The organism is Jiangella endophytica (assembly GCF_003427025.1).
In the GTDB taxonomy this organism is placed as follows: Bacteria; Actinomycetota; Actinomycetes; order Jiangellales; family Jiangellaceae; genus Jiangella; species Jiangella endophytica.
Genome location: NZ_QVAI01000005.1, coordinates 63,095 through 88,268, shown reverse-complemented (window position 1 = coordinate 88,268; position 25,174 = coordinate 63,095). Strand labels below are relative to the sequence as shown.

General features: G+C 72.5%; 26 protein-coding genes, 1 tRNA gene and 3 pseudogenes. 15 read left to right on the top strand and 15 right to left on the bottom strand.

Annotated features, from left to right (window positions below; genetic code table 11):
• Nucleotides 1-13 precede the first annotated feature (13 nt).
• Together DZA62_RS12195 and DZA62_RS12190 are read left to right on the top strand one after the other, a co-directional pair.
• A complete protein-coding gene (locus DZA62_RS12195; protein WP_408618757.1) occupies nt 14-664 on the top strand; it encodes an RraA family protein in 651 nt (216 codons plus the stop codon).
• Nucleotides 665-812: 148 nt separating this feature from the next.
• The gene (locus tag DZA62_RS12190; protein ID WP_157987617.1) at nt 813-1,916 is read left to right on the top strand and encodes a lactonase family protein; all 1,104 of its coding nucleotides are present in this window, start codon (nt 813-815) and stop codon (nt 1,914-1,916) included.
• A gap of 165 nt (nt 1,917-2,081) precedes the next feature.
• Here DZA62_RS12190 and DZA62_RS35670 read toward each other — a convergent pair whose 3' ends face one another.
• The 3 genes from DZA62_RS35670 to DZA62_RS12180 form a co-directional block, all read right to left on the bottom strand.
• A complete protein-coding gene (locus DZA62_RS35670) occupies nt 2,082-2,237 on the bottom strand; it encodes a hypothetical protein (protein ID WP_157987616.1) in 156 nt (51 codons plus the stop codon).
• 229 nt (nt 2,238-2,466) lie between these two features.
• Nucleotides 2,467-3,510, bottom strand: coding sequence for an alginate lyase family protein (locus tag DZA62_RS12185; protein WP_116949180.1), 1,044 nt, complete (start codon nt 3,508-3,510; stop codon nt 2,467-2,469).
• A 96-nt stretch (nt 3,511-3,606) separates the two neighbouring features.
• Entirely contained in the window at nt 3,607-3,846 is a 240-nt protein-coding gene (locus tag DZA62_RS12180) for a hypothetical protein (protein ID WP_116949179.1), read from the bottom strand.
• 369 nt (nt 3,847-4,215) lie between these two features.
• On the opposite strand from DZA62_RS12180, the gene DZA62_RS37205 reads away from it, so the two are divergent.
• The 3 genes and pseudogenes from DZA62_RS37205 (at nt 4,216) to DZA62_RS12170 (ending at nt 5,925) form a co-directional block, all read left to right on the top strand.
• Nucleotides 4,216-4,338 carry a hypothetical protein gene (locus DZA62_RS37205; RefSeq protein WP_269813870.1) on the top strand — a complete coding sequence of 41 codons (123 nt, stop codon included), beginning with the start codon at nt 4,216-4,218 and terminating at the stop codon, nt 4,336-4,338.
• Nucleotides 4,339-4,370: 32 nt separating this feature from the next.
• Complete coding sequence (locus DZA62_RS12175) at nt 4,371-5,225, top strand: class I SAM-dependent methyltransferase (RefSeq protein ID WP_157987615.1); 855 nt, start codon at nt 4,371-4,373, stop codon at nt 5,223-5,225.
• A gap of 296 nt (nt 5,226-5,521) precedes the next feature.
• Nucleotides 5,522-5,925 (top strand): annotated as a pseudogene (locus DZA62_RS12170) (GNAT family N-acetyltransferase).
• Nucleotides 5,926-5,945: 20 nt separating this feature from the next.
• Here DZA62_RS12170 and DZA62_RS12165 read toward each other — a convergent pair.
• Both DZA62_RS12165 and DZA62_RS12160 read right to left on the bottom strand, forming a co-directional pair.
• Nucleotides 5,946-6,761, bottom strand: a complete 816-nt coding sequence (locus tag DZA62_RS12165) for an alpha/beta fold hydrolase (RefSeq protein ID WP_157987614.1) — start codon at nt 6,759-6,761, stop codon at nt 5,946-5,948.
• 65 nt (nt 6,762-6,826) lie between these two features.
• A pseudogene (locus DZA62_RS12160) lies at nt 6,827-7,027 on the bottom strand (TOBE domain-containing protein); the annotation flags it as partial.
• A gap of 180 nt (nt 7,028-7,207) precedes the next feature.
• Between DZA62_RS12160 and DZA62_RS12155 the strand changes: the two are divergent.
• Complete coding sequence (locus DZA62_RS12155) at nt 7,208-7,861, top strand: response regulator transcription factor (protein ID WP_116949175.1); 654 nt, start codon at nt 7,208-7,210, stop codon at nt 7,859-7,861.
• On the opposite strand, the gene DZA62_RS12150 is transcribed toward DZA62_RS12155, so the two are convergent.
• Nucleotides 7,839-8,000 (bottom strand): hypothetical protein, encoded by a 162-nt coding sequence (locus tag DZA62_RS12150; RefSeq protein WP_157987613.1) that lies wholly within the window; start codon nt 7,998-8,000, stop codon nt 7,839-7,841. The genes DZA62_RS12155 and DZA62_RS12150 overlap by 23 nt on opposite strands.
• Before the next feature lie 191 nt (nt 8,001-8,191).
• Between DZA62_RS12150 and DZA62_RS35665 the strand changes: the two genes are divergently transcribed.
• The 4 genes from DZA62_RS35665 to DZA62_RS12130 are packed head-to-tail and all read left to right on the top strand — an operon-like array spanning nt 8,192 to nt 11,969.
• Nucleotides 8,192-8,617 (top strand): hypothetical protein, encoded by a 426-nt coding sequence (locus DZA62_RS35665; RefSeq protein WP_157987612.1) that lies wholly within the window; start codon nt 8,192-8,194, stop codon nt 8,615-8,617.
• A 16-nt stretch (nt 8,618-8,633) separates the two neighbouring features.
• On the top strand, nt 8,634-9,026 hold the full coding sequence (locus tag DZA62_RS12140; protein ID WP_116949172.1) for a response regulator: 393 nt from the start codon (nt 8,634-8,636) through the stop codon (nt 9,024-9,026).
• 13 nt (nt 9,027-9,039) lie between these two features.
• Nucleotides 9,040-10,995, top strand: a complete 1,956-nt coding sequence (locus DZA62_RS12135) for a sensor histidine kinase (protein WP_198663677.1) — start codon at nt 9,040-9,042, stop codon at nt 10,993-10,995.
• Between the two features lie 23 nt (nt 10,996-11,018).
• A complete protein-coding gene (locus DZA62_RS12130) occupies nt 11,019-11,969 on the top strand; it encodes an aldo/keto reductase (protein ID WP_198663676.1) in 951 nt (316 codons plus the stop codon).
• 11 nt (nt 11,970-11,980) lie between these two features.
• Here DZA62_RS12130 and DZA62_RS12125 read toward each other — a convergent pair whose 3' ends face one another.
• Nucleotides 11,981-12,865, bottom strand: coding sequence for a serine hydrolase (locus DZA62_RS12125; RefSeq protein WP_116949169.1), 885 nt, complete (start codon nt 12,863-12,865; stop codon nt 11,981-11,983).
• Complete coding sequence (locus DZA62_RS12120; RefSeq protein ID WP_116949168.1) at nt 12,862-13,734, bottom strand: LysR family transcriptional regulator; 873 nt, start codon at nt 13,732-13,734, stop codon at nt 12,862-12,864. Before DZA62_RS12120 ends, DZA62_RS12125 begins: the two co-directional genes overlap by 4 nt.
• An 84-nt stretch (nt 13,735-13,818) precedes the next feature.
• Between DZA62_RS12120 and bla the strand changes: the two genes are divergently transcribed.
• Complete coding sequence (bla, locus tag DZA62_RS12115; RefSeq protein ID WP_116949484.1) at nt 13,819-14,760, top strand: class A beta-lactamase; 942 nt, start codon at nt 13,819-13,821, stop codon at nt 14,758-14,760.
• 108 nt (nt 14,761-14,868) lie between these two features.
• On the opposite strand, the pseudogene DZA62_RS37555 reads toward bla, so the two are convergent.
• The 3 genes and pseudogenes from DZA62_RS37555 to DZA62_RS12100 form a co-directional block, all read right to left on the bottom strand.
• Nucleotides 14,869-15,048 (bottom strand): annotated as a pseudogene (locus DZA62_RS37555) (SIS domain-containing protein); the annotation flags it as partial.
• A gap of 302 nt (nt 15,049-15,350) precedes the next feature.
• The gene (locus tag DZA62_RS12105; RefSeq protein ID WP_116949167.1) at nt 15,351-16,079 is read right to left on the bottom strand and encodes an NIPSNAP family protein; all 729 of its coding nucleotides are present in this window, start codon (nt 16,077-16,079) and stop codon (nt 15,351-15,353) included.
• 37 nt (nt 16,080-16,116) lie between these two features.
• Nucleotides 16,117-16,995 carry an alpha/beta fold hydrolase gene (locus DZA62_RS12100; protein ID WP_116949166.1) on the bottom strand — a complete coding sequence of 293 codons (879 nt, stop codon included), beginning with the start codon at nt 16,993-16,995 and terminating at the stop codon, nt 16,117-16,119.
• Between the two features lie 59 nt (nt 16,996-17,054).
• Here DZA62_RS12100 and DZA62_RS12095 point away from each other — a divergent pair, with 59 nt between their 5' ends.
• Genes DZA62_RS12095 through DZA62_RS12085 form a run of 3 tightly spaced genes read left to right on the top strand, consistent with a single transcriptional unit; the run spans nt 17,055 to nt 20,702 of the window.
• Nucleotides 17,055-19,013 (top strand): AfsR/SARP family transcriptional regulator, encoded by a 1,959-nt coding sequence (locus tag DZA62_RS12095; protein WP_116949165.1) that lies wholly within the window; start codon nt 17,055-17,057, stop codon nt 19,011-19,013.
• A 9-nt stretch (nt 19,014-19,022) separates the two neighbouring features.
• Nucleotides 19,023-20,402, top strand: coding sequence for a pyridoxal phosphate-dependent decarboxylase family protein (locus tag DZA62_RS12090; RefSeq protein WP_116949164.1), 1,380 nt, complete (start codon nt 19,023-19,025; stop codon nt 20,400-20,402).
• 39 nt (nt 20,403-20,441) lie between these two features.
• A complete protein-coding gene (locus DZA62_RS12085) occupies nt 20,442-20,702 on the top strand; it encodes a hypothetical protein (RefSeq protein WP_157987611.1) in 261 nt (86 codons plus the stop codon).
• A 13-nt stretch (nt 20,703-20,715) separates the two neighbouring features.
• Here DZA62_RS12085 and DZA62_RS36320 read toward each other — a convergent pair whose 3' ends face one another.
• The 4 genes from DZA62_RS36320 to xylA form a co-directional block, all read right to left on the bottom strand.
• The gene (locus tag DZA62_RS36320) at nt 20,716-21,096 is read right to left on the bottom strand and encodes a hypothetical protein (protein WP_198663674.1); all 381 of its coding nucleotides are present in this window, start codon (nt 21,094-21,096) and stop codon (nt 20,716-20,718) included.
• 26 nt (nt 21,097-21,122) lie between these two features.
• Nucleotides 21,123-21,197: transfer RNA gene (locus DZA62_RS12075), tRNA-Ser, on the bottom strand.
• Nucleotides 21,198-21,207: 10 nt separating this feature from the next.
• Entirely contained in the window at nt 21,208-22,092 is an 885-nt protein-coding gene (locus tag DZA62_RS12070; protein WP_198663673.1) for an arginase family protein, read from the bottom strand.
• Between the two features lie 10 nt (nt 22,093-22,102).
• Nucleotides 22,103-23,260, bottom strand: coding sequence for a xylose isomerase (gene xylA, locus DZA62_RS12065; protein ID WP_116949161.1), 1,158 nt, complete (start codon nt 23,258-23,260; stop codon nt 22,103-22,105).
• A gap of 163 nt (nt 23,261-23,423) precedes the next feature.
• On the opposite strand from xylA, the gene DZA62_RS12060 reads away from it, so the two are divergent.
• Nucleotides 23,424-25,154, top strand: coding sequence for an IlvD/Edd family dehydratase (locus tag DZA62_RS12060; RefSeq protein WP_116949160.1), 1,731 nt, complete (start codon nt 23,424-23,426; stop codon nt 25,152-25,154).
• Nucleotides 25,155-25,174: the final 20 nt, after the last annotated feature.

Below are 25,174 nucleotides of genomic sequence, written 5' to 3'. Positions count from 1 at the left end.
AGACGTTGAGGTGATGCGCCGAGAGCTGTTCACCGCCGTGGTCGGCGATGTGATGGACGCCGCCGGTCTCACCAGCCAGTTCCTGCCGCCGCAGGTGCGCCCCCTCCGTGACGACATGGTGGTCGTCGGGCGCGCCATGCCGGTGCTGGAGGCGGATTGTGCGGACACCTACGTCGCACACGAGGGGCGGGCCGAGCCGTTCGGGCTGATGTTCGACGCGCTCGACGATCTGCGGGCTGGCGAGGTCTACGTCTGCAGCGGCGCATCGCCACGTTATGCGCTGTGGGGCGGCTTGATGACGACGCGCGCCATGCGGCTCGGCGCGGTGGGGGCGGTCGTCGACGGCTACTCCCGGGACACCCGGGACATCCTGGCGATGCCCGGCTTCCCGACCTTCTCTCGGGGCCCGTACGCCCAGGATCAGGGCGTACGTGGACGCGTCGTGGACTATCGGTGCGCGGTGCGCTTTTCCAACGGGACAGTCGTGCGTCCCGGCGACCTGATTTTCGGCGACGTCGACGGCGTGCTGATCGTGCCTCGCGCCCACGAGGCTGACATCCTGGCGGCGGCGCTCAAGAAGGTCCGCGGCGAGAAGCGGGTGCGTGCGGCGATCGAGGCGGGAATGTCCGCCCGTCAGGCCTACGACATCTACGGGATCATGTGAGCGTCGCGGACTGCGGGATGTTGCCCGACGAGCATGACCGCCCCGGCCCCTGTGCTCCTGACGCGTTCCTCGCGGTGCGTTCGATCAGGACCGGAAGCACCTGAACCCCCTTACTCTCCGAACGGCGATGGGCTGAACTGTGAACAGCATGCGCGTGTATATCGGTGCGGCTACGTCCAGCGAAAGGGGCGGTCGGGCCGACGGCGTCGTGATCGCCGACATCGACAGCGACACGGTCACTCCTCTTGGCATCGGCGCCCGCGGAGTCGAGAACCCGATGTACCTTGCGTCGTCGGCCGACGGGCGGGTCGTCTACATGTCGCACGCGGTCGCCGGCGCACACGTCAGTGCGTGGGCTGTCGACGGGACCACGCTCCGACGGCTCGGGCGGCAACGATCAACCGGAGGCTCAGGGGCATGCCATCTCTCGCTCGACCCGAGCGGCCGCCATCTTCTCACGGCCAACTACGCGTCCGGCACGGTGAGCGTGCATCCACTACGCGGCGACGGGTCGCTGGGGGAGCGCACCGACACCGCTCACCATGTCGGCTCCGGTCCTGATGCGGCCAGGCAGGCAGGCCCACACCCGCACATGGTCGTCGTGGACACGACCTCGGGTGACATCCTCGTCCCCGATCTCGGAACGGACACGGTGTACAGGTATGCGTTGGACGAAGCATCCGGCTCCTTGACACTCCGCGACGAGATTCGCCTTCCCGCGGGCGCTGGTCCGCGACACCTCGTCGTCCGCAACGGATTCGCCTATGTGGCCAACGAGCTCGCGTCGACGGTGTCGATCGTCGACCTGACGATCCCCGAGGTTCTCCGCACCGTGCCGACCTATGTCGGCGACGAGCAGGGTGCCAGTCAGCCGTCGGCGATCCGATTGAGCGGAGACGGACGGCATCTCTATGTGGCCAACCGTGGCGACGATGACATAGCGGTTCTCTCGGTCGACGGCGCGGACGTGCGTCTTCAGGCGACCGTGGACTGTGGCGGGACCCACCCACGCGACATGGTTCTGGGCCCGGACGGACACCACCTTTACGTGGCGAACCAATTCTCCGACACCATCACGTCATTCCGGATCGACGAGGGCAGCGGCATCCCGGAGCGATTGACCGGCACGCTGGATACCCCGAGCCCCAGCTGCATCCTCCTATCGCCGGTCAAAGTTGAGGCACCCCACGCGGCGGATCGATACTCCGGTGGTGCGGGTCCGGTAGCACCCGGCCCTCGAGCGGACTCGTGAGGGCAATGGCGGCGTACCGCCGATCGGGTGCGCGTCAGCAGGCGACCGAGTGCGTTGTCCGGCCGTTCTGCTCGTACGCGGATCGAGCACGGTGCGGAGCCAGCCGCAGAGCAGGTTGATGGCCAGTGTCGCCATCAGCATGACCCCCGGCATGGTGGCCACACATCAGCCTGTGTAGAGGTAGGTCGGCGCTCGGCGATCAGGCCGCCCCACGACGGCGTGGGGCGGCTGGATGCCGAGGCCGAGGAAGGACAGGGCCGCCTCCGTCATGATCATGTCGGAGACCAGCAACGTGCTGACGGCGATGACCGACGGCAGCACCTTGGGGCCGCAGGTGCCGGAACGTGACGCAGGACCTGCGGCCTGACGATCTCCGGTCCGTCGCCGCACACCGGCGAAGTTCTGGCCGCTGATAGGCTGACGTCACCCCGGCCCCGTGGCCGGCTGCCGGCGGACGGGAGCGGCCGCCCGGCGCCGACTCGGTGATTCAGCTTCCGCGGCACTCTCGACCGCTGTTCCCGTGCCGCGACCCTGGCAACAGTCGTTGGGACTATTCGTTGAGGGCGGCCGCCAGCGGGACCTCGGGAAGAGGGAGTTCGCGCTCTCGCAACTCCAGTGCGAAGGACGAAAGCGCCTCGTCGTTGTAGGCGGAGGCTGCTTCGATCGCCAGCCAGTAGGCGGTTCGGTCAAGATCATTTGGGATTCTCGGCCAGGTCCAGTTCCGTTCGTCTCGGGCATGGTCTGCCCAGAATCGGTAAGCGTCAACCAGGCGTCCGCGACCGGGCGCCGCCGCAGAGTTCCACAGGTCCGCCCCATAACCGGCGGCCACACGGCTACAGACGGCGAAGGCGCGCAGGCCGTAGATCGTGTAGTGCAATGAGCTTGGTCGAGCCAGCTCGCGTGGCAGCGTTCCGCCGGGGGCGATCTGTCGGAGTCGGCGGTCGAACAGGCCGGTGATGTCCTCGATGGTGCGCTGATCATCAGTGAAGGAGGCGTAGCGCAGCACCTGGGCATCCCACCAGACGCCGTGATTACTGGTTGACGATTCCTCCTTCCGACCGAGGTCACTTGTCCGCATCCAGCTCATCAGGTCGGCGAACCACGATCGAAGGTTGTCCACCTGTCCGGTGAACCAACCGGACTTCAACAGCAGTTCGACGTGATCGAGTAGGTCGATCAGGTAGACCGCCTCGATCAGACCGATCGACGCCCCGTCGTGAACTCCGGGTTGAGCGGCGCCGTGGACGAAGTTGGGCCGCATCGCTACTTCTGGGTCGAGGAACCACCGTTCGAGGCGCCTGACTGCCGAGTCAGCAAACCGATCCTCACCGGTTCGGATGTGGGCTTGCACGAGGGTGTTGACCGCGGCGATGGTCTGCCAAAACCGGTGTTTGTCGTAGCGGTCGCTCAGCGTCGCCACGTTGCGTTGGCAATCGCGCCTGACATAGGGCAGTCCATCCGGCGTATCCGGGTTCGGCCAGGAGTAGAAGCCCACCGAATAGTAGTCGCGGGGGTGACCGCGCCATTCAGATGGCGTGCGGTCGGTGATCGCGAAAAGAGGCAGCGCTAACGCCTGGTCGGCGGTGAGCGTCATTACCGTAGGTCTCCTTCACTTATCGCCGGTTGTATGTCGTCTAGGATGCGGGCCAGAGGTAGTTGAGACCGATTCGTCACGGTCACCTCCAGAGGCTCAGGCAAATTCGTTGATGACCTCGCGGCCGCGCCGCTTGGAACCGCCGCGCCAGCCATGGTCGTCCAGCGGCAACGCCCTCGCGGCGTCGATCGCCGCCTGCGGATGGTCTGTGTTGTCGCCTGCCACGGGTGCGACCTTGATCACGCCAGGCGGGCGGGGATACAGGCGGTCCGCCAGGTAGCCGGCCCGGGAGAAGTCGATCAGTCGGTTGCCTTCGGAGTCTCGGACGTAGGTCAACTCGCTGGCGGTCTCGGTGGCGAGCGAGGAGGACCAGCCGCAGTCGCGGCGACGGTGTTACTCCGGCATCGCCTGTGCGGGAGCCAGGACGTCGAGGCCGGTGGTGGCGGCTGTGGACAACTTGGTACGACGAGTGGTCACGGGTCCTCCTTGACTGGTGATCGGTTTGGTTGACCGGATCAGCGATGACCACCGTCTCGATGCCAGCCACCGACGAGCAGCACCCGCTGCGTGCCCGAGGTCTCCCGAAGGCCACAATGTCCTCCCAGATCTGGCCATCTCGAGCCATGATTAATGGATTCATCATCGGTGTCAAGTACCCGAGCGTTAGAGCCGGCTGGGTGGCGTCGGTGCGCGACAGGGCGGGTCGTGATCGGCGCCGTCACCCAATGGAGCCTGGCGATCGCGGCGTTCGGGTCCGCCACGGAACGGTGGCTCGCGCTGACCCTGCTCGAGCTCGCCGACGTCGGGTCGAGCGTCAATTTCGGTTGATCCGGTTGCTAGCAGCTGTCACTGTGCAGCCCGTGACGGACACCGGGCTGGTGCAGGACCTGTTCGATGAACTGGCTCACGAGTATGACCAGCACATCCCGTTCTTCGCCACGTTCGGCCGTGATCTCGTGGCCTGGTGCGGCCTGCAGCCCGGTCAGCGAGTCTTGGACATCGCCGCTGGACGTGGCGCCATCGCCGGGCCGGCCGCCTGGGCAGTCGGAGATCGCGGTGAGGTCGTCGCCATCGATAACGCCCCGAACATGCTCGATGCCCTGGCCGCCGACCATCAGGATCTCCCGCAGCTAACCAACCGAGTCATGGACGCCCACCAACTCGACATCCCAGACGCAAGCTTCGACGCCGTGACGTGCGGGTTCACCCTGCACTTCCTCGACGATCCCGCGCAGGCCATCGCCGAGGCATACCGGGTGCTCCGCCCGGGCGGCCTGCTGGCCTTCTCAGGTCCGCCGAGCAATCACGTCGTCGATGATGAGGCCGAAGGATCCAGAAAGCCACGGGACGAACGGTGGGACTTCTACGGCGAGCTCATGCGTGACATGGCCGGACGGTCCAGCCCGACCAGGAGGCCCGACCCGTTCACCCCGCCACCGCGCCCCTTGCCCGACCTCTGCGCGGAAGCCGGGTTCATCGACATTGAGCAACGCACCGCCCGGGCGTCCTTCGAGATGCGAGACGCCCAGCATCACTGGGAATGGAACATGTCCCACGGCTTCCGAGGATTCGTCGAATCTCTCGGCCCTGAACTCGCTTCGGAGTTCAAGACTCGGATGTTCGCAGGGCTCGAAAACATCCACGCCAGCGGCGGCATTACTGTCAACGCCAAGGTCGCCTTCAACCGCATGCGCAAACCCTCGGCCGCATCCTGAGGACTGTCAGCACCCCAGATGAGTAGCAAGCTTTCCGGTGCGAGCACCACGAGATGACGGACGTGACCTGCGCAGATGTCATCCCAGTGCAACGGACGACAGCAGCCAACACGTCGTCACAGCGTTCGGGACGAAGAGGTCGCGGGTTCGAATCCTGTCACCCCCGACCAGCCAACATCGCAGCTCACGAGCCCTCTGCGGAGGGCTCCTTCCGTGTCTTCTGGGTGTCTCGGCGGCCCGACGTCGGGTCGGTGGGTTGATCGGTGCGGGCCCGTTGACCGCCGTCGAGCCTGCTGATGGGGTTGACCGGCACGAGCGAGCTCGTACCCTTCGCCTGGCCGCCTGCCCCGATCCGGACCGAGCGGCTCGTGCTCCGCGAGCCCGAGGGCGCGGGATCGTCACGATCGAACGGCGCTACGTGGAGGGCCGCCCCCGCCAGGTCGACGGGAAAGTCGAGCTCAGCTACCTGCTCCTGCCGGAGGTCTGGGGTCGCGGGTACGCCACCGAAGCGTGCACGGCGGCACTCGACTGGTGCGCCGGGGCGCTGCCCGGCGCTCTGTACCCAACCGCCAACGACCGCTCGACGCGGCTGGCGGGGAGGCTGGGGTTCACCGAGGCGGAGCGGTTCCAGGCGTTCGGCGCCGAGCAGTGGTTCGGCGTGTGGTCCTCGGCCACGCCGTCCGGTCGGCCGGCGCGATGATCGTGGGGCGCCGCCCGTGATCAGGTGGGGCGGACGTCGCGCAGCCAGGTCAGCACGTCGGGCCACTGCGCGGCGATGTCGTGGCCGGCCTCTGGGATCACCGTCACGGTCGCGCCGGGTATCCGCTGCGCCATCCAGGTGACCGCTGCCAGCGGGATGTTGTCGTCGAGCTCGCCGTGCCAGATGCGGGTGGGCGCGGCGACCCGGCCGAGCGCGGGCGACCAGTCGCTGTGGTTGAGGAGGTGGTCCTCGACGTAGGCGGCGTGACCCTGACGGAACGCCTCGGCGAGCATCCGCAGCCACCAGTCGGACCGGGTGATGCCGACCGCGGCGAAGAACGCGTCGGGATCGTCGCGCAGCCACTGCTCGAACTGCCGGCCTCGGGCCACGAGCCCTTCTTCGTCGAGCGGCACGACGTCGCCATGCACGGGAGCGGTGGACGGCACTCCGGAGGCGACGAGCGCCAGGCCCGCGACCCGGTCGGGCAGCGTGGCGGCGGTCGCCACGGCGTAGGGCCCGCCACCCGACGAGCCCAGGACCGCGACGGCCGGCAGGTCCAGGGCGTCGAGCAGCTGCCGCGCGTCGTCGGCCCAGTCGACGACCGCCCGGCCCGGCAGGGGGTCGGACAGCCCGAAGCCGGGACGTTCCGGCGCGATGACGCGTACGCCCAGGGCGAGCGCGACCTCGTGGTCGTCGGGATGCGGGATCCGTGAGTGCGGAGTTCCGAGGCAGGACAGCACCGGCACGCCGTCGGGGTCGCCGATGTCGGAGTAGGCGAGGACACGGGAGTCGCCCAGCACCACCCGAGCGGTCTCATTCGCTTCGCCAGAGGCCATCGGGTCACCCTGCATGTGTTGATCCGCCTTGTCCAGAGCGACTCGCGGGCGTGGTGTCACTCGACGGCGAGGGCGACCTCGGTCGACTTGATGAGCGCGGTGACCGCGCTGCCTTCGGCGAGCTCGAGATCCTCGGCGGCCTCCTTGGTGACCGAGGAGGTGAGGATCTGGCCACCGTCGAGGCGAATCTTGACGACGGCCATGGCCTCGCCGGTGGTGACGGACACGACCGTTCCGGCCAATTGGTTACGGGTCGAGAGCTTCACGATGGATCCCCCTTCGCTACCACGTCGTCTCGACCGTAGCGGCGCCAGGTGCGCAGCGCATCAGGTCTGCGCCCGCGACCAGGCAGGCCCTCCGAAAAGCAGGACGACCGGATCCGCCGGTTCGCTGTCAAACTGGGGGTGAGGGCCCGCGTGCGGGCCCGAGGGGGCCGAGGTGACCGGATGAGCGAGACACGGGTCGTCATCGCGGACGACGATGTTCTCCTGAGGGAAGGGTTGGCGAGCCTGCTCGATCGCTCCGGCTTCGCGGTCGTCGGGCAGGCCGGCGACGCGCCCGAGCTGATCGACCTGGTCAACGACCTGGCGCCCGACCTCGTGATCGTCGACATCCGGATGCCGCCGGAGCATGCGACGGAAGGGCTGGAGGCGGCGCACGCGATCCGGCGCGACCACCCGGCGACGGCGATTCTGGTGTTATCGGCGCACGTCGAGGTGGAGCACGCGATGCAGCTGCTGGCCAGCGGCGAGGGCATCGGTTACCTGCTGAAGAGCAGGGTGACCGACGTGGCGGAGTTCGTCGACACGGTGGAGCGGGTGGCCCGCGGCGCGAGCGTCGTCGACCCGGCGTTGGTGCAGGAGCTGGTCGGCGCGCACCGGCGGCACGATCCGCTGGCGGTACTGACGGAACGCGAGCGGGAGGTGCTGGCGCTGGTCGCCGAGGGACGGTCGAACGCCGGGGTGGCCCGGCGGCTCTGGGTGACCGAGGGCACCGTCGAGAAGCACGTGCGCAGCATTCTCACCAAGCTCGACCTGCCGGAGACCGACGAGGATCACCGGCGGGTGCTGGCGGTGCTCACGTTTCTCGAGCAGCGGTGACGTCCACGGCGGTCCGGACGGGGAGACGCGCGGCCAGTAGCCGTCCGGCCTCCTCGACGACGGAGGGCATGGCCTCGAGCGGCACGTTGAGCATCGAGGCGAGATCGCGGGTCGACAGGTCCTCGCGGTGGGCCAGCATGATTCGGCTCCTTTCACCCCCCGGTTCTTCGAGCATCGCTCCGGACGGCCGGCCTGTCGTCGACGCCAGCGGGTGACCCGTCTACCGGCTAGCAGGAAGCCCGGAACTCCTGCTGGCCGCGATGTGCCGGACGGCCGAACGGAGCGAGGCTCACTGGAAGCGTTCGTTCGAGTGTGCGAGGAGGTCCGGCGATGAGCCGAGTGGTCTACGCATTCCATGGCCCGGCGACGGCCGTCGCGACCCACGCCCGGCCGGACCACCCCCATGATGTCGTGGTGCCCGGCCGGAGGCCGGAATCCCCCGACGCTGACCCCTGGCGCCACGACTCCGCAGCCGGCACCCCCCGCGCCGGCTCGCCACTGGCCGGCGCCCCCCTCGATGCCGGCCCACTTGCCGCCGTCCCCACGGCCGACCCTCGCCTGTCGGCGACCGTGAACGGCGAACACCACACCGGTCTGCTGCGGGTTCGGTTGACCGGGGACGGCGGCGAGGTGGCGGAGTACGACCTGGACGTCGAACAGGCGCTGCAGCTGTCGCAGCGGCTGCACGACGCTGCCGCGGCGATGCGCGAGTTCCTGTCGGTGCGGACCTTCGGCCCTGGCCGGGTTTCCGGTTAGCAGTAATGCCTGGCTGATGCTCTGGTGCAATGCTGGTGCTGTGGTGCGGCGTTGTGTCATCGTTGATGACAACGAGAGATTCCTGGCCGTGGCGCGTTCCAGCCTCGAACGCGGCGGCCTCGAGGTGGTGGGGACCGCGACCACGACGACACAGGCCCTCGAACTGATCGGCGCCCTGCGACCGGACGTCGTGCTGGTGGACATCGCGCTCGGCACCGAGAGCGGCTTCGATCTCGTCCACCGGATCGTCGCCGAGTCGTCCGCCCGTCCGCACGTGGTCCTCATCTCGACGCGCAGGGAAGACGACGTCGCGGAGCTGGTGTCGGCCAGCCCCGCAGCCGGGTTCGTCTGGAAAGCCGATCTGTCGGCGAGGGCCGTGCGAGATGTGGTGGCGGCCGGAGAGCAGTGAGGCCTCAGGACCGTTGACCGGCCCGCCGCTGCAGCGGTGGGTGGGTGGAGCCCTCATCGGCGCCGGCCTCATCGGCCTGGTGACCGGGCTGGTCGCGATCCTGAACCTGCACCTCCCGCCGCGTGGGCTGCTCATCCTGTACCTGCTGGCCGTCGTGCCGGTGGCGATCTGGTGGGGAGCGGGTCCGGCGGCGCTGATCTCGGCAGCGAGCGTGATCACGTTCGTGCTGCTCATCGCGCCGCCGCAGAGCGAGGGCACCTCGGTGGTGGCGTTCGCCGTGTTCGTGGCGACGGCGCTGGTGGTCGCCGGGCTGGCCGCGGGGTTGCGGCGCAGCGTCCGGCGGTCGCAGGAGTTGGCCGCGGAACAGTCGGCGCTGCGGCGGGTCGCGACGCTCGCGGCCGAGGGCGTGCCGGCGACGGAGTTGTTCGTGGCGGTGACGCGCGAGGTCGGCGAGCTGTGCGGGGCCGACCTCACCCGGCTGGGACGCTACGAGGACGGCGGGACGGTGATCCGCGTGGCCGCCTGGACCCGGATGCCGGCGCGGCTGCCGATCGGCGGGCGCGTGCCCGTGGAGGAGACGCGGGTCGCGCGCGACGTGCTGCGCGCGGGGGCGCCGGTCCGGGTCTCCGGCACCGACGCGACCAACGGCGCGGGCGGGCCGCTCGCCCGTGAGCTGGGCATCCGCTCGTCGATCGGCTGTCCGGTCGTGGCCGGGGGCAGGTTGTGGGGCGTGGTCGTGGTGTCGTCGCGGAATCCGCGGGCCTTCCCGCCGGAGACGGAGGAGCGGATCCTGCACTTCACCGAGCTGCTGGCCACGGCCGTCACCAATGCCGAGGCCAGCGCGGCGTTGCTGCGGAACGCGGACGAGCAGGCCGCGCTGCGCCGGGTGGCGACCCTGGCGGCGCGCGGCGGCGCCGATCCGGGTCCGGTGTTCCGGTCGGTCGCCGACCAGGTGGGTGGGCTCCTGGGCGCGGACTGCACGTCGGTGCTGCGGTTCGAGAGCGACCGGACGGCGACGTATCTCGCGGCGCACGGCTGGCGCGACACACGGCGTCGCGGGCCGGGCGCGCGCTGGCGGCCGGAGACGCCGTCGGTGATCGAGCAGGTGCAGCGCACCGGCCGGTCCGCCCGGCTGGACTACGCCAGTCTCGGCGAGCAACCGCCCAGCCTGGACGGCGAGGACGTCACGTCGACGGTGGCCAGCCCGATCGTGGTGGAGTCGCGGCTGTGGGGCAGCATCGGCGTGGCGTCACGGACCGGGCCGCTGCCGCCCGACACCGAGGATCGCCTGGTCGCGTTCACCGAGATCGTCGCGACCGCCATCGCCAACACCGAGAGCCGGGCGCAGCTGGCGGCGTCGCGGGCACGGGTCATCGCCGCGGGCGACGCCACCCGCCGCCGGCTCGAACGCGACCTGCACGACGGCGCGCAGCAGCGGCTGGTCTCGCTCGCGCTGGAGCTGCGCAACGTCCAGGCGGAGGTGCCGGACGAGCTGTCCGGACTGAGCGCGGGCCTCGGCCGGCTGGCCGCTGACGTCACCGCGGTGCTGGACGAGCTGCGCGAGCTGTCGCGCGGCATCCACCCGGCGATCCTCTCCGAGGGCGGACTGGGCCCGGCGCTGCGCACCCTGGCCCGCCGCTCACCGGTCGCGGTCGAGCTGACGCTTCGCCTCGACCATCGCTACGCCGACGCGGTGGAGGTCGCCGCGTACTACGTGGCCGCGGAGGCGCTCACCAACACCGTCAAACACGCGAACGCGACGCATGCGGAGCTGGCCGTCGAGGAGTACGACGGTGAGCTGCGCCTGCTCGTTGTCGACGACGGCGTCGGCGGCGCCGTCCCGACCGGCGGCACCGGGCTGACCGGCCTGTACGACCGGGTCGAGGCGCTCGGCGGCACGATCCTGGTGAGCAGCCCGGGCGGCGGCGGCACGCGCATCGAGGTCGCGTTGCCCCTGCGGGCGGGGTGAGGCCGCGTCGTTACGCTGGCCCGGTGACGACGCGGGGAGAACGGCCGGCGGTGCGGGGCATCGGGCTCGGGCTGGCGGCACTGGGCCGGCCCGGGTACATCACCCTCGGTCACGGCGGCGACTTCGGTGACGGCGCGACGGTGGACGACCTGCGCGAGCGCGCCCACGCGGTCCTCGACGCGGCGTGGGCGGCGGGCGTGCGGTACGTCGACGCCGCCCGGTCGTACGGGCTGGCGGAGCGGTTCCTCGGCGAGTGGCTCGCCGCGCATCCCGGGCGCCGCGACGAGCTGACGGTCGGCTCGAAGTGGGGCTACACGTACACCGCCGACTGGCGCATCGACGCCGACGTGCACGAGGTCAAGGACCACTCCGTCGCGACGTTCGAGCGGCAGTGGCAGGAGACCCTCGACGCGCTGGGCGGGCCGCCCGACGTGTACGTGGTGCACAGCCTGACCTCGGACAGCCCGGCTCTCGACGACGCCGGCCTGCTGGCCGCGCTCACCGCTCTCGCTGACGACGGTGTCGCCGTCGGGTTCTCGGCCAGCGGCCCGAACCAGGGCGCCGTCATCGATCGCGCACTGGCCATGACGACGGCCGGCCTGGCGCCGTTCCGCGCGGTGCAGGCGACGTGGAACGTGCTCGAGCCGTCGGCCGGTCCGGCGCTGGCCCGGGTCCACGACGCCGGCTGGTTCGTCGTCGTCAAGGAGGCGGTGGCGAACGGGCGGCTCACCGGCCGGGGCGACGTCACGGGGTTCCGCGCCGCGGCCGGCGCCGCCGGCGTCGCGCCCGACGTGCTGGCGCTGGCCGCGGTCCTCGACCAGCCGTTCACCGACGTCGCCCTCAGCGGTGCCACCACGGTCGACCAGCTGCGGAGCAACCTCAGGGCCACCGCGACCGCTCCCGTGGCGCTGCCGGACCTCGCCGAGGATCCGAAGGCCTACTGGGCCACGCGGTCCGGCCTCGGCTGGAGCTGAGGCCGCGACGCTCAGCGCCCGCGTAGTTCGTCGTGCAGGCCGCGGGCGATCCGGCCCATCGCGATCTCCGCGGCCGGCTGGGCGGCCGCCGCGACCCGCGACCGGGTCAGCGCGACGACGACGAACCGGCCGCCGTCGGCGTGTTCGACGACACCGGCCTCGTGACGCAGGTTGAGCAGCGTGCCGGTCTTGGACGACCAAGCCGAGGCGTCGCTGACGAACTCCGGCGCGAGCCGGTTGCGGTGCACGTTGGCGGCCAGCAGCTGCCTGAGCCGGGCCGTCACACCGGGGTCGATCGCGTCGCCGGTCCAGATCGCGGTCAGCAGGCCGGCCAGCGCGCGCGCCGTCGCGGTGTTGGCGCGTGCGACGTCCAGCTCCGCGATCGGGCTGCCGCCGCCGCGCCCGGTGACGCCGATGGCGAGGTCGTGCCGCAACCCGCCGTCCAGCGCCTCGGCCGGCGTCGCCATGAGCACGTCCATCCGGTGCCGCAGCGTGAATCCGTCGACGCCCAGCTCCCGCAGCACGGCGCTCACCTGTGTCGGCGGCGTGAGGTCGAACAGGGCGTCGGTGGCGGTGCTGTCGCTCAGTGACGTGCTCAGGTAGACGAGGTCGTCGACGGCGACGCGGGCCGGGTGCCGGAACCGCGTGATGCCGGTCGGCCCAGGCGTGTCGACGCGGCCCGGCGCGACCTCGACCGGCTCCGCGCCGTCCAGCTCGCCGCGTCTGACGCGCTCCAGCGTCGCGAGCGCCAGCGGCAGCTTGACCAGCGACGCGATCGGCAGCTCGACGTCGGCGTCGAGGGCCAGCTCGGAGCCGTCGTCGAGGTCGCGGACGAGGAACGACCCGGCCAGGCCGGCGTCGTCGAGGCGCTCGCGCCACTCGCGCGGCGACGTCACGACGGCTCCGCGCCGAGGCAGCGGGCCAGCAGCGGCCCGAGTGTCGCCGTCGTGCGGTCGGCGTCGAGGATCGACGCGGCGGCGACGGCGTACCCGCGCACCAGCGGCGCGTCGCCGAGCGGTCGCCAGGTCAGCCCGGTGCCGGCCGCCTCGCGCGGCGTACACAGCAAGGCGTCGTCGGTGCGGATCACCTCGGCGACGGCGCCGGCCAGTGACGACACCCGCAGCTGCGACGGACGCAGCCCGGCGGCGACGGCGAGCCGGGCCAGAGTGTCGCCGACGTGCGGCACGTCGTCCTCGGGCCGCAGCCAGATGCGCCGGTCGGGCGTCCCGGCATCGCGCCGCGGCCTGAACTCGGCGAGGAACACCCGCCGGGCGTCGGACGGATGCAGCGTGGCCAGCCCGAGCGGCACCGTCCACCGCGCCTCCGGCTCCGGCACCGGCAGGACGGCGGCTCGGACCGCGCGGTCGCGGACGAGTTCGCGGCGGCGGTCGGGCTCGGCGTGGTCGACGACGAGGGCGACGCCGGCGTCGCGGGCGTCGGCCACGAGGTCGACGAGAGCGGGAAGCGGCAGGTCGACCGGCAGCGCGAGACCGACCGGCGCGGCACCGGCACGGGCGGCGCCGGTCCGCAGGTCGTCGGCGGCGTCGAGGACGCGGCGCGCTGCGGGCAGCATGGCCCGGCCGAAGTCGGTGAGGGCCGCGCGGCGGGTGGTGCGGTCGAAGACGACCCCGCCCAGGTGCTCCTCGAGGGCGGCGACCCGGCGGCTCGCGACCGGCTGCGGGATGCCGATGGCGGCCGCACCCTGCGTGAAGCTGCCGCGCTCGCTGACGGCGACGAACGCGGCGCACGCGGCAACCAGATCCACACCGGCACCGTACTATGCCTGATTCGCATGAAACCGCCGGGATCCGTCTTTGCGCGCATGATCCGGGACGGCGAGGCTGACGGCATGCGATTCACCAGCCTTCCGGTCCTTGCCGCCGTCACCGCCGTCGTCCTCGCCGGCTGCGGCTCGGACGACGATCCCTCGACGCCGGCCGGCACCGCGCCGGCCGGGACGACGGCGAGCACGAGCGCGCCGGCCGAGACGACGCCGCCGACGACGGATCCGGCGGCGGTGGCCGCCCTGACCGCGCTGGAGGGCGACTACGACGCCCGGCTCGGTGTCTACGCGGTCGACACCGGGACCGGCGAGATCGTGGAGCACCGCGCGGACGAGCGGTTCGCGTTCGCGTCCACCCACAAGATGCTGTCCGCCGCCGCGATGCTGCAGGCCACCGAGACCGCGGACCTGGAGCAGGTGATCCCGATCGACGCCGCCGACCTGGTCGGGTACTCGCCGGTCACCGAGCCGGCCGCCGGTGCCGGGCTGACGCTGCTGGAGATCATCGACGCGGCCGTCACGGTCAGCGACAACACCGCGGCGAACCTGCTGTTCGAGCAGCTCGGCGGGCCGGACGGGCTCGAGGCCGTGGTGCGCGGCTTCGGCGACGAGACCACGTCGTTCGACCGCATCGAGCCCGGCCTCAGCGACTGGGTGCCCGGCGAGACGCGCGACACGACGACGCCGCGGGCGATGGCGGCGAACGTCCAGGGTCTGCTGCTCGGCGACCTGCTGGCCGAGGAGGACCGGACGCTGCTGCACGACACCATGCGCGCCAACACCACCGGCGACGAGCTCATCCGGGCCGGTGTGCCGGACGGCTGGGTGGTCGCGGACAAGACCGGCTCGGCGACGCACGGCGGCCGCAACGACGTCGCCGTCATCGAGCCGCCCGGCGCCGCGCCGATCGTCATCGCCGTCTACTCCAACCGGCTCGACCCGGAGGCCGAGTCCGACCCCGCGCTCATCGCCGCCGCCACCGAGATCGTCATCGGCGCGCTGGAGTGAACGGCCGGGCCGCGGACGGGCTGTCGCGGGGTTCTGATTGTGCTCGGCCGACGTGATCGCGATGACGGGGTGCCCGCCGGCCTTGGTCAGCCGGGCCAGCTCGACGACGGAGCCGTTGCCGCGGGAGTTCGACGTGATGACGAAGACGTCGCTGGGGTGGATCTCGGCGAGGTCGAGGATCCGCTGGGCCAGCGCCGGGTCGCGCTCGACGGTGGGGTCGAGGATCTCCCGCGGGTCGGCGCCGCCGTACATGACGAGGTCCTTGATCGACAGCGCGTTCGCCGGCACCAGCCCGCCGGCCCGGCCGACGATCTCGGCGGTGATCGAGCGGGAGTGCCGTGGTCGATGAGCTCCAGCAGGCGGCCGCGCACTTGTGCGACCTTGCCGGTCGCCGACCCGAAAACGTCGTTCGCCATGTCGTGAGCTCCTCGACGTGAGGTGAGGTGCGCACCTTGATAGTCCGTTGCGGTGGACCGCACCAGAGCGTCGGCGAAGCTCGACTAGACCAGTCGGCCGCGCCTTTCCGGCGGCGATGCCGCAGGCCACGGGCTTTTGTGTGCAGGCAGGCCGCAACTGGTCCAAACGAGGGTTCAGCGCAGCAGCGACCGCGCCGTGGGCGCCAGCCGCAGCTCGGTGGGCGTGGCGGACAGCCGCCGCCGCAGGTCGGCGTGCAGGTGCGGGAGCCGCTCCCAGGCGATCCGGTGGGTCGCATGCGCGGCGGCGTCGTCGAAGCGGGCGACCCACACGAACGCGTTGGCGCTCTCGCGCACCGGCAGCGCCGGGAAGGTGTTGGGCGACGGGTCGGTCTCGAGCCGGGCCAGCGGGGACACGCCCAGCGTCGGCTCGACCTCGGCGGCGAAGAACCGGCCGAACTCGCGCAGGTCGCCGGCGACCGGATAGACCACCACACCCACCACCGACGACGGCGTCAGGGTCGCCCCCGCGGGCGGCCGGGCCGGGACCTCGCCGCCGACGCCGGGGAACGGGAAACCCGACCCGGCGTCGGCGGGGTGCAGCAGGTAGACGTCGTCGACGTCGATCATGGTGACGTTGGCGGCCTGGCCGTATCGCTTCCAGACCGGCCCGGAGTAGAACGCCGTCAGCGCCTCGTGCCGGGTCGCCATGTCGGCGAAGCCGCGGATCCAGACGAACCGGCCGGGCGCGTCGAGGTCGCGGAACTGACCGATCAGCCGCATGCCCAGCGACTCCTGCGATTCGACGAACTCGCCGTCGAACAGCGTGACGAGATCGTCGCGGCGCTCCGGGTGCACGGTGTACTGCCGTAGTTCGACGATGGGGCAGCACAGGTCGCTCGTCATGGCCCGCACCGTAGTCGCCGGCACCGACAACGCCGGCTCAGCGGTCCAGCAGTGCCCGTAGTTCGGCGATGATCGCGGCCGGGTCCTGCTCGGCCATGAAGTGACCGGCCGTCGTCGTCGTGTGCCGAAGATCCGGCGCCCACGCGCGCCAGAGCCCGGCCGCGTCGTAGCCGAGCGCCGCGCCCCAGTCCTGCTGGACGACGGTGACCGGCATCGTCAGGTGCCGGCCGGCCGCCCGGTCCGCGGCGTCGTGCTCGACGTCGATGCCGGCGGAGGCGCGGTAGTCGGCGACGATGGACGAGACGGCGGCCGCGGAGGCCCGCAGGTACTCCGTCCGCACGTCGGCCGGGATCGCGTCCGGGTCGGCGCCCCACTGGTCGAGGAAGTAGCCGAAGAACTCGTCCGCCGACGCGGCGATCATCCGCTCCGGCAGACCGGGCGGTTGCGCCATCAGGTAGAGATGGAACGCGACCGCCGCCGACGCGCCGTGCAGCACGTCCCACATGTCCAGCGTCGGCAGCACGTCGAGGATCGCGAGGTGGGTCACGCGGTCCGGGTGGTCGAGCCCGGCCCGGACCGCCACCAGCGCGCCGCGGTCGTGGCCGGCCAGCGCGAACCGCTCGTGGCCGAGCCGGCGCGCCAGCGCGACGACGTCGGCGGCCATGGTCCGCTTGGAGTAGGTGTCGTCGCTGGTGGCGGCGGGCTGGCCGCTGTCGCCGTAGCCGCGCAGGTCCGGGACGACGACGGTGTGGTCGGCGGCCAGATCGGCCGCGACGTGCCGCCACATCAGGTGTGTCTGCGGGAACCCGTGCAGCAGCACGACCGGGCTGCCCGTGCCGCCGACGGCGACGTTCAGCGTGACGCCGTCGGCGACCGCGACGCGCCGGTACTCGAATTCGGGGATGGTGGGTGTCATGACTTCTCCTTGGGCGAAGCTGAGGTATGTCCAGGTTCCGGCCCGCCGATGAGCGTTCGATGAGCACGCACTTCGGCGTGCTCGGCCCGGTCGTCGCGTGGACGGGCGCCGGCGCCGGCGTCGACCTCAAGGGGCCGCGGCACCGCGAGGTGCTGGCCCGGCTGATCGCGGCGCGCGGCCGGGTCGTCCCGGTGGAGCGGATCGTCGCCGACCTGTGGGAGTCGCCGCCGGACGGCGCCGTCGTCGCCGTCCGCACATTCGTCGCCGCGCTGCGCCGGGCCCTGGAGCCGGACCGCGCGCCGCGCGAGCCGGCCCGGCTGCTGGTCACCGACGGTCCGGGCTACGCACTGCGGGCCGGGACGGACGCCGTCGACGCGTGGCGGTTCGCGGCCGCGGTCGAGGCCGTCGGCGGTGCGGCCCCGGCGGAGGCGCTGCGGCTGCTCGACGACGCGCTCGCGCTGTGGCGCGGCCCGGCCTACGCCGACTTCGCCGCGGCCGGGTGGGCGGCCGCGGAGCGGTCCCGGCTGACGGAGCTGCGGCTGACGGCGGTGGAGCGGCGGGCCGAGACGCTGCTGACCCTGGGCCGCGCCGCCGACGCCGTCCCGGACCTGGACGCGCACGTCGCCGAGCATCCGTGGCGGGAGGACGCGTGGCGGTTGCTGGTGCTCGCGCTCTACCGCACCGGACGGCAGGCCGACGCGTTGGACGTCCTGCGCCGGGCCCGTTCCCTGCTCGGCGACCAGCTCGGCGTCGACCCCGGACCCCGGCTGCGGCAGTTGGAGACCGACCTGCTCCGGCAGGAGCTGCCGGTGGACGCCGTCGGGCAGGTGTGGGCGGACGCCGCCGCTGCCTACGACCAGACGGTCGCCACCGGCGCCCCCGGCCGGCTGGAGTCGACCGTCGGGCTGCTGCGGATCCTCGCGCTGACCGGCGGGCGCGGGCTCGCGGCGGCCCAGGAGCAGCGGGTCGCCGCGATCGCGGCGGCCGAGCAGTTGGGCGATCCGGAGCTGACGGCACGAGTCATCGGCAGCTATGACGTGCCCGGCGTCTGGACGCGGTCGGACCATCCGGACCGCTCGGCCCTCGTCGTCGCGGCAGCCGAGCGGACGCTGGGCGCACTCCCCCCGTCCGCCCCGCCCGCGACCCGTGCCCGGCTGTTGGCGACCGTCGCCATGGAGTCGCGCGGGACCCGCTCGCCGCATCCTGCGGAGGCCGCCGCCGAGGCGGAGTCGATCGCTCGCCGGTCCCACGACCCCGCGTTGCTGGCCTTCGCGCTGAACGCGAGGTTCCTGCAGACCTTCCAGCGGGCCGGGCTCGCGCCGGAGCGCGACGGCGTCGGCGCCGAACTGGTCGCGCTGTCCGCGGCGCACGGTCTGTCGACGTTCGAGATCCTCGGCCGGCTGGTCCGCATGCAGGCGCACGCCGCGCTGGGCGACTTCGTCGCCGCGGACGAGCACGCCGCCGCTGCCGACGACCTGGCCAGGCGGCACGACCGGCCGCTCGTCGACGTGCTCACCCGGTGGTACCGGGCACTGCGGCTGGCGGCGGTCGGCGGCGCCGACGCGGCCGAGGAGGCCGAGGCCGCCTACCGTGCCGCGGCGGACCGCCTCGAGGGCGCCGGCATGCCCGGCCTGGAGCGCGGGCTGCTGCCGCTGGCGCAGCTCTGCCTGCGGGTCTGGCACGGCCGGCCCCTGGAGTTCCCCGACGACACCGACTGGGGCCCGTACGCACCGTGGGCCCGGCCGCTGCTGTTGCTGGCCCGCGGCCGCCGCGACGACGCTGCCGCGGCGCTGCGGCGAGCGCCCGAACCCCCGCGCGACCTGCTGTTCGAGGCGTCGTGGTGCCTGACCGGACGGGCCGCCCTGGCGGTCGGCGACCACGGGCTGGTGGCACGGGCCCGGGACGCGCTGACGCCGGCGGCCGGCGAGCTGGCCGGGGCCGGCAGCGGTGTGCTCACCGCCGGCCCCGTGGCCTTCCACCTCGCCGCGCTGGACACTGGAGTGTCACCTCGGGGGTAGGGGGTCGGGATGAGTGCTCCACGCGATGACTTCGATGCCGCACTGGACGTCGCCAGTACGCGGGCCCGGGCCTGGCTGGACCGGCTGGACGAACGGGTGGTGCGCGCCGAGGCGAGCGCCGACGACGTGCGGGCGGCACTGGGCGCCGACCTGCCCGACGGCCCCGCCGACCCGGCCGACGTGGTGCGGCTGCTGGCCGACGCCGCGGAACCGGGACTGGTGGCGACGCCGTCGGGGCGGTTCTTCGGATTCGTCATCGGTGGCACGCTGCCGGCGGCGCTGGCGGCGGACTGGCTGGTCAGCGCGTGGGATCAGAACGCCGCACTGCGGGCGGCGAGCCCGGCCGGCAGCGCCGTCGACGACATCGCGGCGGCCTGGCTGCTGGACGTCCTGGGGCTGCCGGGCAACGCCGGGGTCGGGTTCGTCACCGGCGCCACGATGGCGAACTTCGCAGGGCTCGCGGCCGCTCGCGACGCCGTCCTGGCCCGGGCCGGCTGGGACGCCGGCTCGCGTGGGCTCAGCGGGGCGCCGTCCGTCCGGGTGCTGGTGGGCGCCGAGCGGCACGACTCCGTCGACGTCGCCCTCCGCTACCTCGGGCTCGGCGCGCCGGAACCCGTCGACGTCGACGACCAGGGGCGGCTGAGCGCCGCGGCGCTGGAGGTCGCGCTGGCCGATGACGGTGGCCGGCCGACGATCGTCTGCCTGCAGGCCGGCAACGTCCATTCCGGCGGCTTCGATCCGTTCGCCGCGGCGATCCCAGCCGCGCACGCCGCCGGCGCCTGGGTCCACGTCGACGGCGCGTTCGGCCTCTGGGCGGCCACCTCACCCCGTACCCGCGGGCTGCTCGACGGCGCCGCGGCGGCCGACTCCTGGGCGACGGATGCGCACAAGACCCTGAACGTGCCGTACGACAGCGGCGTCGTCGCGGTCCGCGACCCGGCGGCGATGCGGTCGGCCATGAGCTATCACGGCGACTACCTGCTCACCGACGCGGCGTACCTGGAGCCGTACGAGCGGGTGCCCGAGACGTCGCGGCGGGCGCGGTCGGTGCCGGTGTGGGCGGCGCTGCGATCACTCGGCCGGTCCGGCCTGTCCGCGCTGGTCGACCGGCTGTGCCGCCACGCGGCCGCCTTCGCGGCCGGAGCCCGGGACGTCCCCGGCGCCGAGGTTCTCAACGACGTCGTGTTCACCCAGGTCTGCCTCGCCTTCGGCGACGACGACCGCACCCGCGAGGTGGGCCGGCGGCTGATGGCCGACGGCACGGTGTGGATGACCGGCTCACGGTGGCGGGGCCGGGAGGTGCTGCGGATCTCGGTGAGCAACTGGTCCACGACCGACACCGACGTCGCCCGCGGCCTCGACGCCCTGGCCCGCGCCGCCGCGGACTGACGAGGCTCGAGGCCCGGCGCGACGGAGGAGAGGCGGACGATGCGACGGTTGGTCATCCGGCTGGCGGTGCCGGTGGTCGCGATCGCCGGCTCCACGGTGGCGCTCGCGGCCACGGCGCCGTCCGGCGCCGATTCCCCGCCCGTGCCTCCGGCCGGCGAACTCCAGGTGGTCCTCAGAGTGATCGATCCCGACCGCGACTCGGTCGCACCGCCGCTGCTGCCCGACGGTCGCGGGGTCGACCCGGTCGAGCCGTACGGCAGGATGACCGTCGACTCGCGCGACGACGACCTGGAGGAGTAGCGGGTCGGCGTCGTCAGCCTTCGCGAGCCGGAGCACCGGTGAGGTACCAGTGCGGGCCGGCGGCCCAGCCGAGCAGGCGTCGCCCGGTGCCGCCGCGGACCGTGCCGCCCGGCTCGATCCGGCCGCCGCCGGCCACGTGGGCGAACCCGTCGACGGCCGGACGGAAGCGGGTCAGCGCGGCGTCGTCGGCCAGCTCCCGCAGCCGGCCACCGGTGTGCGCGACCTGACCGTCAAACCGGCCGTCGGCCATGCCGTCGAGCACGGTGCGCCAGCGGGCCGCCTTGGCCCGGGCCCGCTCTCGTGCCGCCGGGTCGTCGTGTTCGGCGGCCATGCGCAGGGCGCGTTCCAGCTGACCGAAGGCGTACCCGGGCGAGGCTTGGTGCTCGTCGGCCACGAGGACTCCGTCCGGTCCGGCTGACGTGGACATGGAGGCAGGAATCGAACCCGCGCCCTCCGGGTAAGCAGCCGGGCGATCTGCCACTGATCTACGCCATGAGGCGCGCGCTCATCGTACGATCCCGCGCAGCAGCTCCACGATGCGTTCGGCGTATTCACCGGACGGGTCGAGATCGGCGCGGAAGTCGGCGACGCTGACGCCGAGGAGCCGCGGCGACGCCGCCAGCGGGGCCAGCGCCGCGGCCAGCTGCTCCCACGTCGGCCCGCCCGCCTGCGGGTACGACACCGCCGGCAGCGCCGACGGATCGAGCACGTCGAGGTCGACGTGCAGCCAGCCGCCGGCCGTGCCGCCCGCGTCGTCGAGCAGGTCGCGTGCGCCGCGCCCGGCCGCCGCGGGATCGGCCAGCAGCTCCGGCGCGGCGATGCGGTGCAGCGCCGCGGGTAGCCGGTCGACCTCGGCCGCGGAGCCCGGGTCCAGACCGGTGGTCCGGTGCCCGAGCAGAACGACGGCGGAGGGCTCGACCATCGGGACCGTCCCGCCCAGCGACACCAGCGCCGGCGCGCCGTCGCCGGTGAGGATCGCGAGTTCCATGTCGGCGGTCTCGCCGGTGTCGGACGCCGCGCCGTCGAGGTAGTCCGGGTGGCCGTCGGCGAACCACAGCCCCACCGGGCCGGCGACCGCCAGCAGCGCCGGGACCACGCCGAGCAGCAGGCTGCAGTCGCCGCCCGCGACCAGCGGCCGTGACCCTGGCCGGTCCCGCAGCGCGGCGACCAGGGACGCCGTCAGGGCGCGCGCCGCCGCCACCGTCGCGGGCAACGCCAGCACCCCGGTCTCCGGGTCGCGCGTCGCGCCCTCGATGACGGTGCCGGCGTCGCCCAGATCGGCCTCGACCAGCTCCGCCAGCCCGGCCGCCCGCAGCGCGGCCGGCGCCGCGGCCTCACCCCGGCGGGACGCCGAACAGTCCCACGGAGCGCCGAGCAGGAACCAGCTCACCCCACCGATCTCAGCGCACGCCGTACAGATAGTCCAGCGCCAGCTGGTCGAGCCGCTCGAACGCCATGCCGCGCTGCGCCGCCTCCTCGGGGTCGAACTCGTCGGCCCGCAGGGAGTCGACGGTCTCGCCGGGCGCCGCGGTCGGCGTGGCGAGCTGGTCCAGCCGGGCCGCGGCCAGTGCCTCCTGGACCTCCGGGTCGGCGCGGAACGCGGCGGTCTTCTCGAGCAGGATCAGGTAGTTGCGCATGCAGCCCGCGGCCGACGCCCAGACGCCGTCGAGGTCCTCGGTGCGCGGCGGCTTGAAGTCGAAGTGGCGCGGGCCGTCGTAGCCGCCGGACTCGATGACGTCGACGGTCCAGAAGGCGCCGCGCGCGTTGCCGGCGCCGAACCGGAAGTCCTGGTCGTAGCGCGGGCCGGTCTGGCCGTTGAGGTCGATGTGGAAGAGCTTGCCGTGCCAGAGCGCCTGGGCGATGCCGTGCGCGTAGTTCATCGACGCCATCTCCTCGTGCCCCACCTCGGGGTTGAGGCCGACCAGCTCGGGGTGCTCGAGCTCGTTGATGAACGCGATGGCGTGGCCGATGGTCGGCAGCAGGATGTCGCCGCGCGGCTCGTTCGGCTTCGGCTCGATGGCCACCTTCATGTCGTAGCCGCGGTCGAGGATGTACTGGCCGAGGAGGTCGAACGCCTCCTTGTAGCGGTCCAGCGCGGCCCTGACGTCCTTCGCCGCGCCCGACTCCGCGCCTTCGCGGCCGCCCCAGGCGACGAACACCTTGGCGCCCAGCTCGGCGCCGAGGTCGAGCTGGTCGGCGGCCTTGCGGATGGCGAAGCGGCGCACGTCGCGGTCGTTGTTGGTGAACCCGCCGTCGCGGAAGACCGGGTGCGAGAACAGGTTCGTGGTGACCATCGGGACCTGCAGGCCGGTCTCGTCGAGGGCCGCGCGGAACGGCTTCAGCGCGGCGTCGCGCTCGGACGGCGACGCGCCGAACGGGATGACGTCGTTGTCGTGGAACGTGATGCCGTAGGCGCCCAGCTCGGCGAGCTTGTGCACGGCGACCGCGGGGTCGAGCCGCGGCCGGACGGCGCCGCCGAAGACGTCCACGCCCTCCCAGCCGACCGTCCAGAGGCCGAAGGAGAACCTGTCCTCACGGGTGGGGGTGTAGTCGTTCATGCGCGCGGCCTCCAGCCGAAAGTTTCTTGAGATACGTCGCCACACTAGGCCCGTGTCGAGCGGGCCGCAAGGGTCGGACGTGGGTTGATGTGTCGCCATTGACGTGAGACTGTGACGCTCGTTACGGTGGCTGTTCCGAAACTTTCGGCCGTTGGAGTGATTCGTGACGCACGACGACATTCGCCGTAGCCGGGCCTGGTTCGGCGCGGCCGGCCGGTCCGGCATGATCTACCGCTCCTGGATGCGCAATCAGGGCTTCGGCGCCGAGGTGTTCGACGGGCGGCCGGTCATCGGCATCGCGTCGACGTGGTCGGAGCTGGCGCCGTGCAACGCGCACCTGAACCGGGTCGCCGAGGCGGTGAAGCGCGGCGTCTGGCAGGCCGGTGGGTTCCCGTTGGAGTTCCCGGTGATGGCGACCGGCGAGACGCTGATCCGGCCGACGGCGATGTTCTACCGGAACCTGCTGGCCATGCAGGCCGAGGAGCTGATCCGGGCCAACCCGCTCGACGGGGTGGTGTTGCTGTCGGGGTGTGACAAGACCACGCCGGGTCTGCTGATGGGCGCGGCCAGCGTCGATCTGCCGGCGGTCATGGTCACCGGCGGGCCGATGCTCAACGGCAAGTTCCGCGGCCAGGACGTCGGCTCGGGCACGCACGTGTGGAAGTTCGAGGAGGATCTCAAGGCCGGCCGGATGACCCAGGACGAGGTCTTCGAGGCCGAGGGTTGCATGGCCCGGTCCAGCGGGCACTGCATGACGATGGGGACGGCGTCGACGATGGCGTGCGTGGCCGAGGCGCTGGGCATGCAGTTGCCGGGATCCGCGACGTGGCCGGCGGTCGACATGCGCCGGTTCGAGGTGGCGCAGGAGGCCGGCCGGCGCATCGTCGCGCTGGTCGAGGACGACCTGCGGCCGAGCGCGATCATGACGCGTGCGGCGTTCGCCAACGCGATCCGGGCCAACGCGGCCATCGGCGGGTCGACGAACGCGATCATCCACCTGCTGGCCATCGCGGGGCGGCTGGGGGTGGAGCTGTCGCTGGACGATTTCGACGAGCTGGCCCGGCCGGTGCCCACGGTGGTCGACCTGATGCCGTCCGGGCGGTTCCTGATGGAGGACTTCTGTTACGCCGGTGGGCTGCCGGTGGTGCTGCGCGACCTCGCCGAGGCGGGGCTGCTGGACGGCGACGCGCTCACCGTCACCGGGCGGTCCATCGGGGCGAACGTCGCGGCGGCGCGGTGCTGGAACCGCGAGGTGATCCGGCCGCTGGGCGAGCCGTTGCAGCCGGCCGGGTCCGGCACCGCGGTGCTGCGCGGCAACCTCGCGCCGGGCGGCGCCGTGGTCAAGCAGTCGGCCGCCTCGCCCGAGCTGCTGCGGCACACCGGGCGGGCCGTCGTGTTCGACACCCCGGAGGCGTATCACGAGGTCTGCGACGATCCCGCGCTCGATGTCGCGGCCGACGATGTCATCGTCATCCGTGGCGCCGGCCCGCGTGGCTACCCGGGCATGCCCGAGGTGGCCAACGTGCCGATCCCGACGAAGCTGCTGCGCGCCGGCGTCACCGACATGGTGCGCGTCTGCGACGGGCGCATGAGTGGCACCGGGTACGGCACCGTCGTGCTGCACGTGGCGCCCGAGTCCGCGGTCGGCGGGCCGCTGGCGTTCGTCCGCACCGGCGACACCGTCACGCTCGACGTCGCCGCACGTACGCTCACCCTGGACGTCGACGACGACGAGCTGGAGCGGCGGCGCGCCACGTGGAAGCCGCCGGAGCCGGCGCACGGCAGCGGTTACGGCTGGCTGTACACCCAGCACGTGCTGCAGGCCGACCGTGGCGCCGACTTCGACTTCCTCGTCGGCTCTCGCGGCGCCGCCGTGCCCCGCGAGTCCCACTGAACCCCGTCCGGACGGAGCCC

What these genes read in the sequence shown, in the direction of transcription:
- DZA62_RS12165 (WP_157987614.1), bottom strand. Translation starts at nt 6,761, where the DNA reads ATGGCCTCTGGCGAAGCGAATGAGACCGCTCGGGTGGTGCTGGGCGAC.
- DZA62_RS12190 (WP_157987617.1), top strand. Translation starts at nt 813, where the DNA reads ATGCGCGTGTATATCGGTGCGGCTACGTCCAGCGAAAGGGGCGGTCGG.
- DZA62_RS12095 (WP_116949165.1), top strand. Translation starts at nt 17,055, where the DNA reads ATGAGCACGCACTTCGGCGTGCTCGGCCCGGTCGTCGCGTGGACGGGC.
- DZA62_RS12140 (WP_116949172.1), top strand. Translation starts at nt 8,634, where the DNA reads ATGCTCTGGTGCAATGCTGGTGCTGTGGTGCGGCGTTGTGTCATCGTT.
- DZA62_RS12085 (WP_157987611.1), top strand. Translation starts at nt 20,442, where the DNA reads ATGCGACGGTTGGTCATCCGGCTGGCGGTGCCGGTGGTCGCGATCGCC.
- DZA62_RS12105 (WP_116949167.1), bottom strand. Translation starts at nt 16,079, where the DNA reads ATGACGAGCGACCTGTGCTGCCCCATCGTCGAACTACGGCAGTACACC.
- DZA62_RS12155 (WP_116949175.1), top strand. Translation starts at nt 7,208, where the DNA reads ATGAGCGAGACACGGGTCGTCATCGCGGACGACGATGTTCTCCTGAGG.
- DZA62_RS12100 (WP_116949166.1), bottom strand. Translation starts at nt 16,995, where the DNA reads ATGACACCCACCATCCCCGAATTCGAGTACCGGCGCGTCGCGGTCGCC.
- DZA62_RS12150 (WP_157987613.1), bottom strand. Translation starts at nt 8,000, where the DNA reads ATGCTGGCCCACCGCGAGGACCTGTCGACCCGCGATCTCGCCTCGATG.
- xylA (WP_116949161.1), bottom strand. Translation starts at nt 23,260, where the DNA reads ATGAACGACTACACCCCCACCCGTGAGGACAGGTTCTCCTTCGGCCTC.
- DZA62_RS12185 (WP_116949180.1), bottom strand. Translation starts at nt 3,510, where the DNA reads ATGACGCTCACCGCCGACCAGGCGTTAGCGCTGCCTCTTTTCGCGATC.
- bla (WP_116949484.1), top strand. Translation starts at nt 13,819, where the DNA reads ATGCGATTCACCAGCCTTCCGGTCCTTGCCGCCGTCACCGCCGTCGTC.
- DZA62_RS12090 (WP_116949164.1), top strand. Translation starts at nt 19,023, where the DNA reads ATGAGTGCTCCACGCGATGACTTCGATGCCGCACTGGACGTCGCCAGT.
- DZA62_RS12195 (WP_408618757.1), top strand. Translation starts at nt 14, where the DNA reads ATGCGCCGAGAGCTGTTCACCGCCGTGGTCGGCGATGTGATGGACGCC.
- DZA62_RS35665 (WP_157987612.1), top strand. Translation starts at nt 8,192, where the DNA reads ATGAGCCGAGTGGTCTACGCATTCCATGGCCCGGCGACGGCCGTCGCG.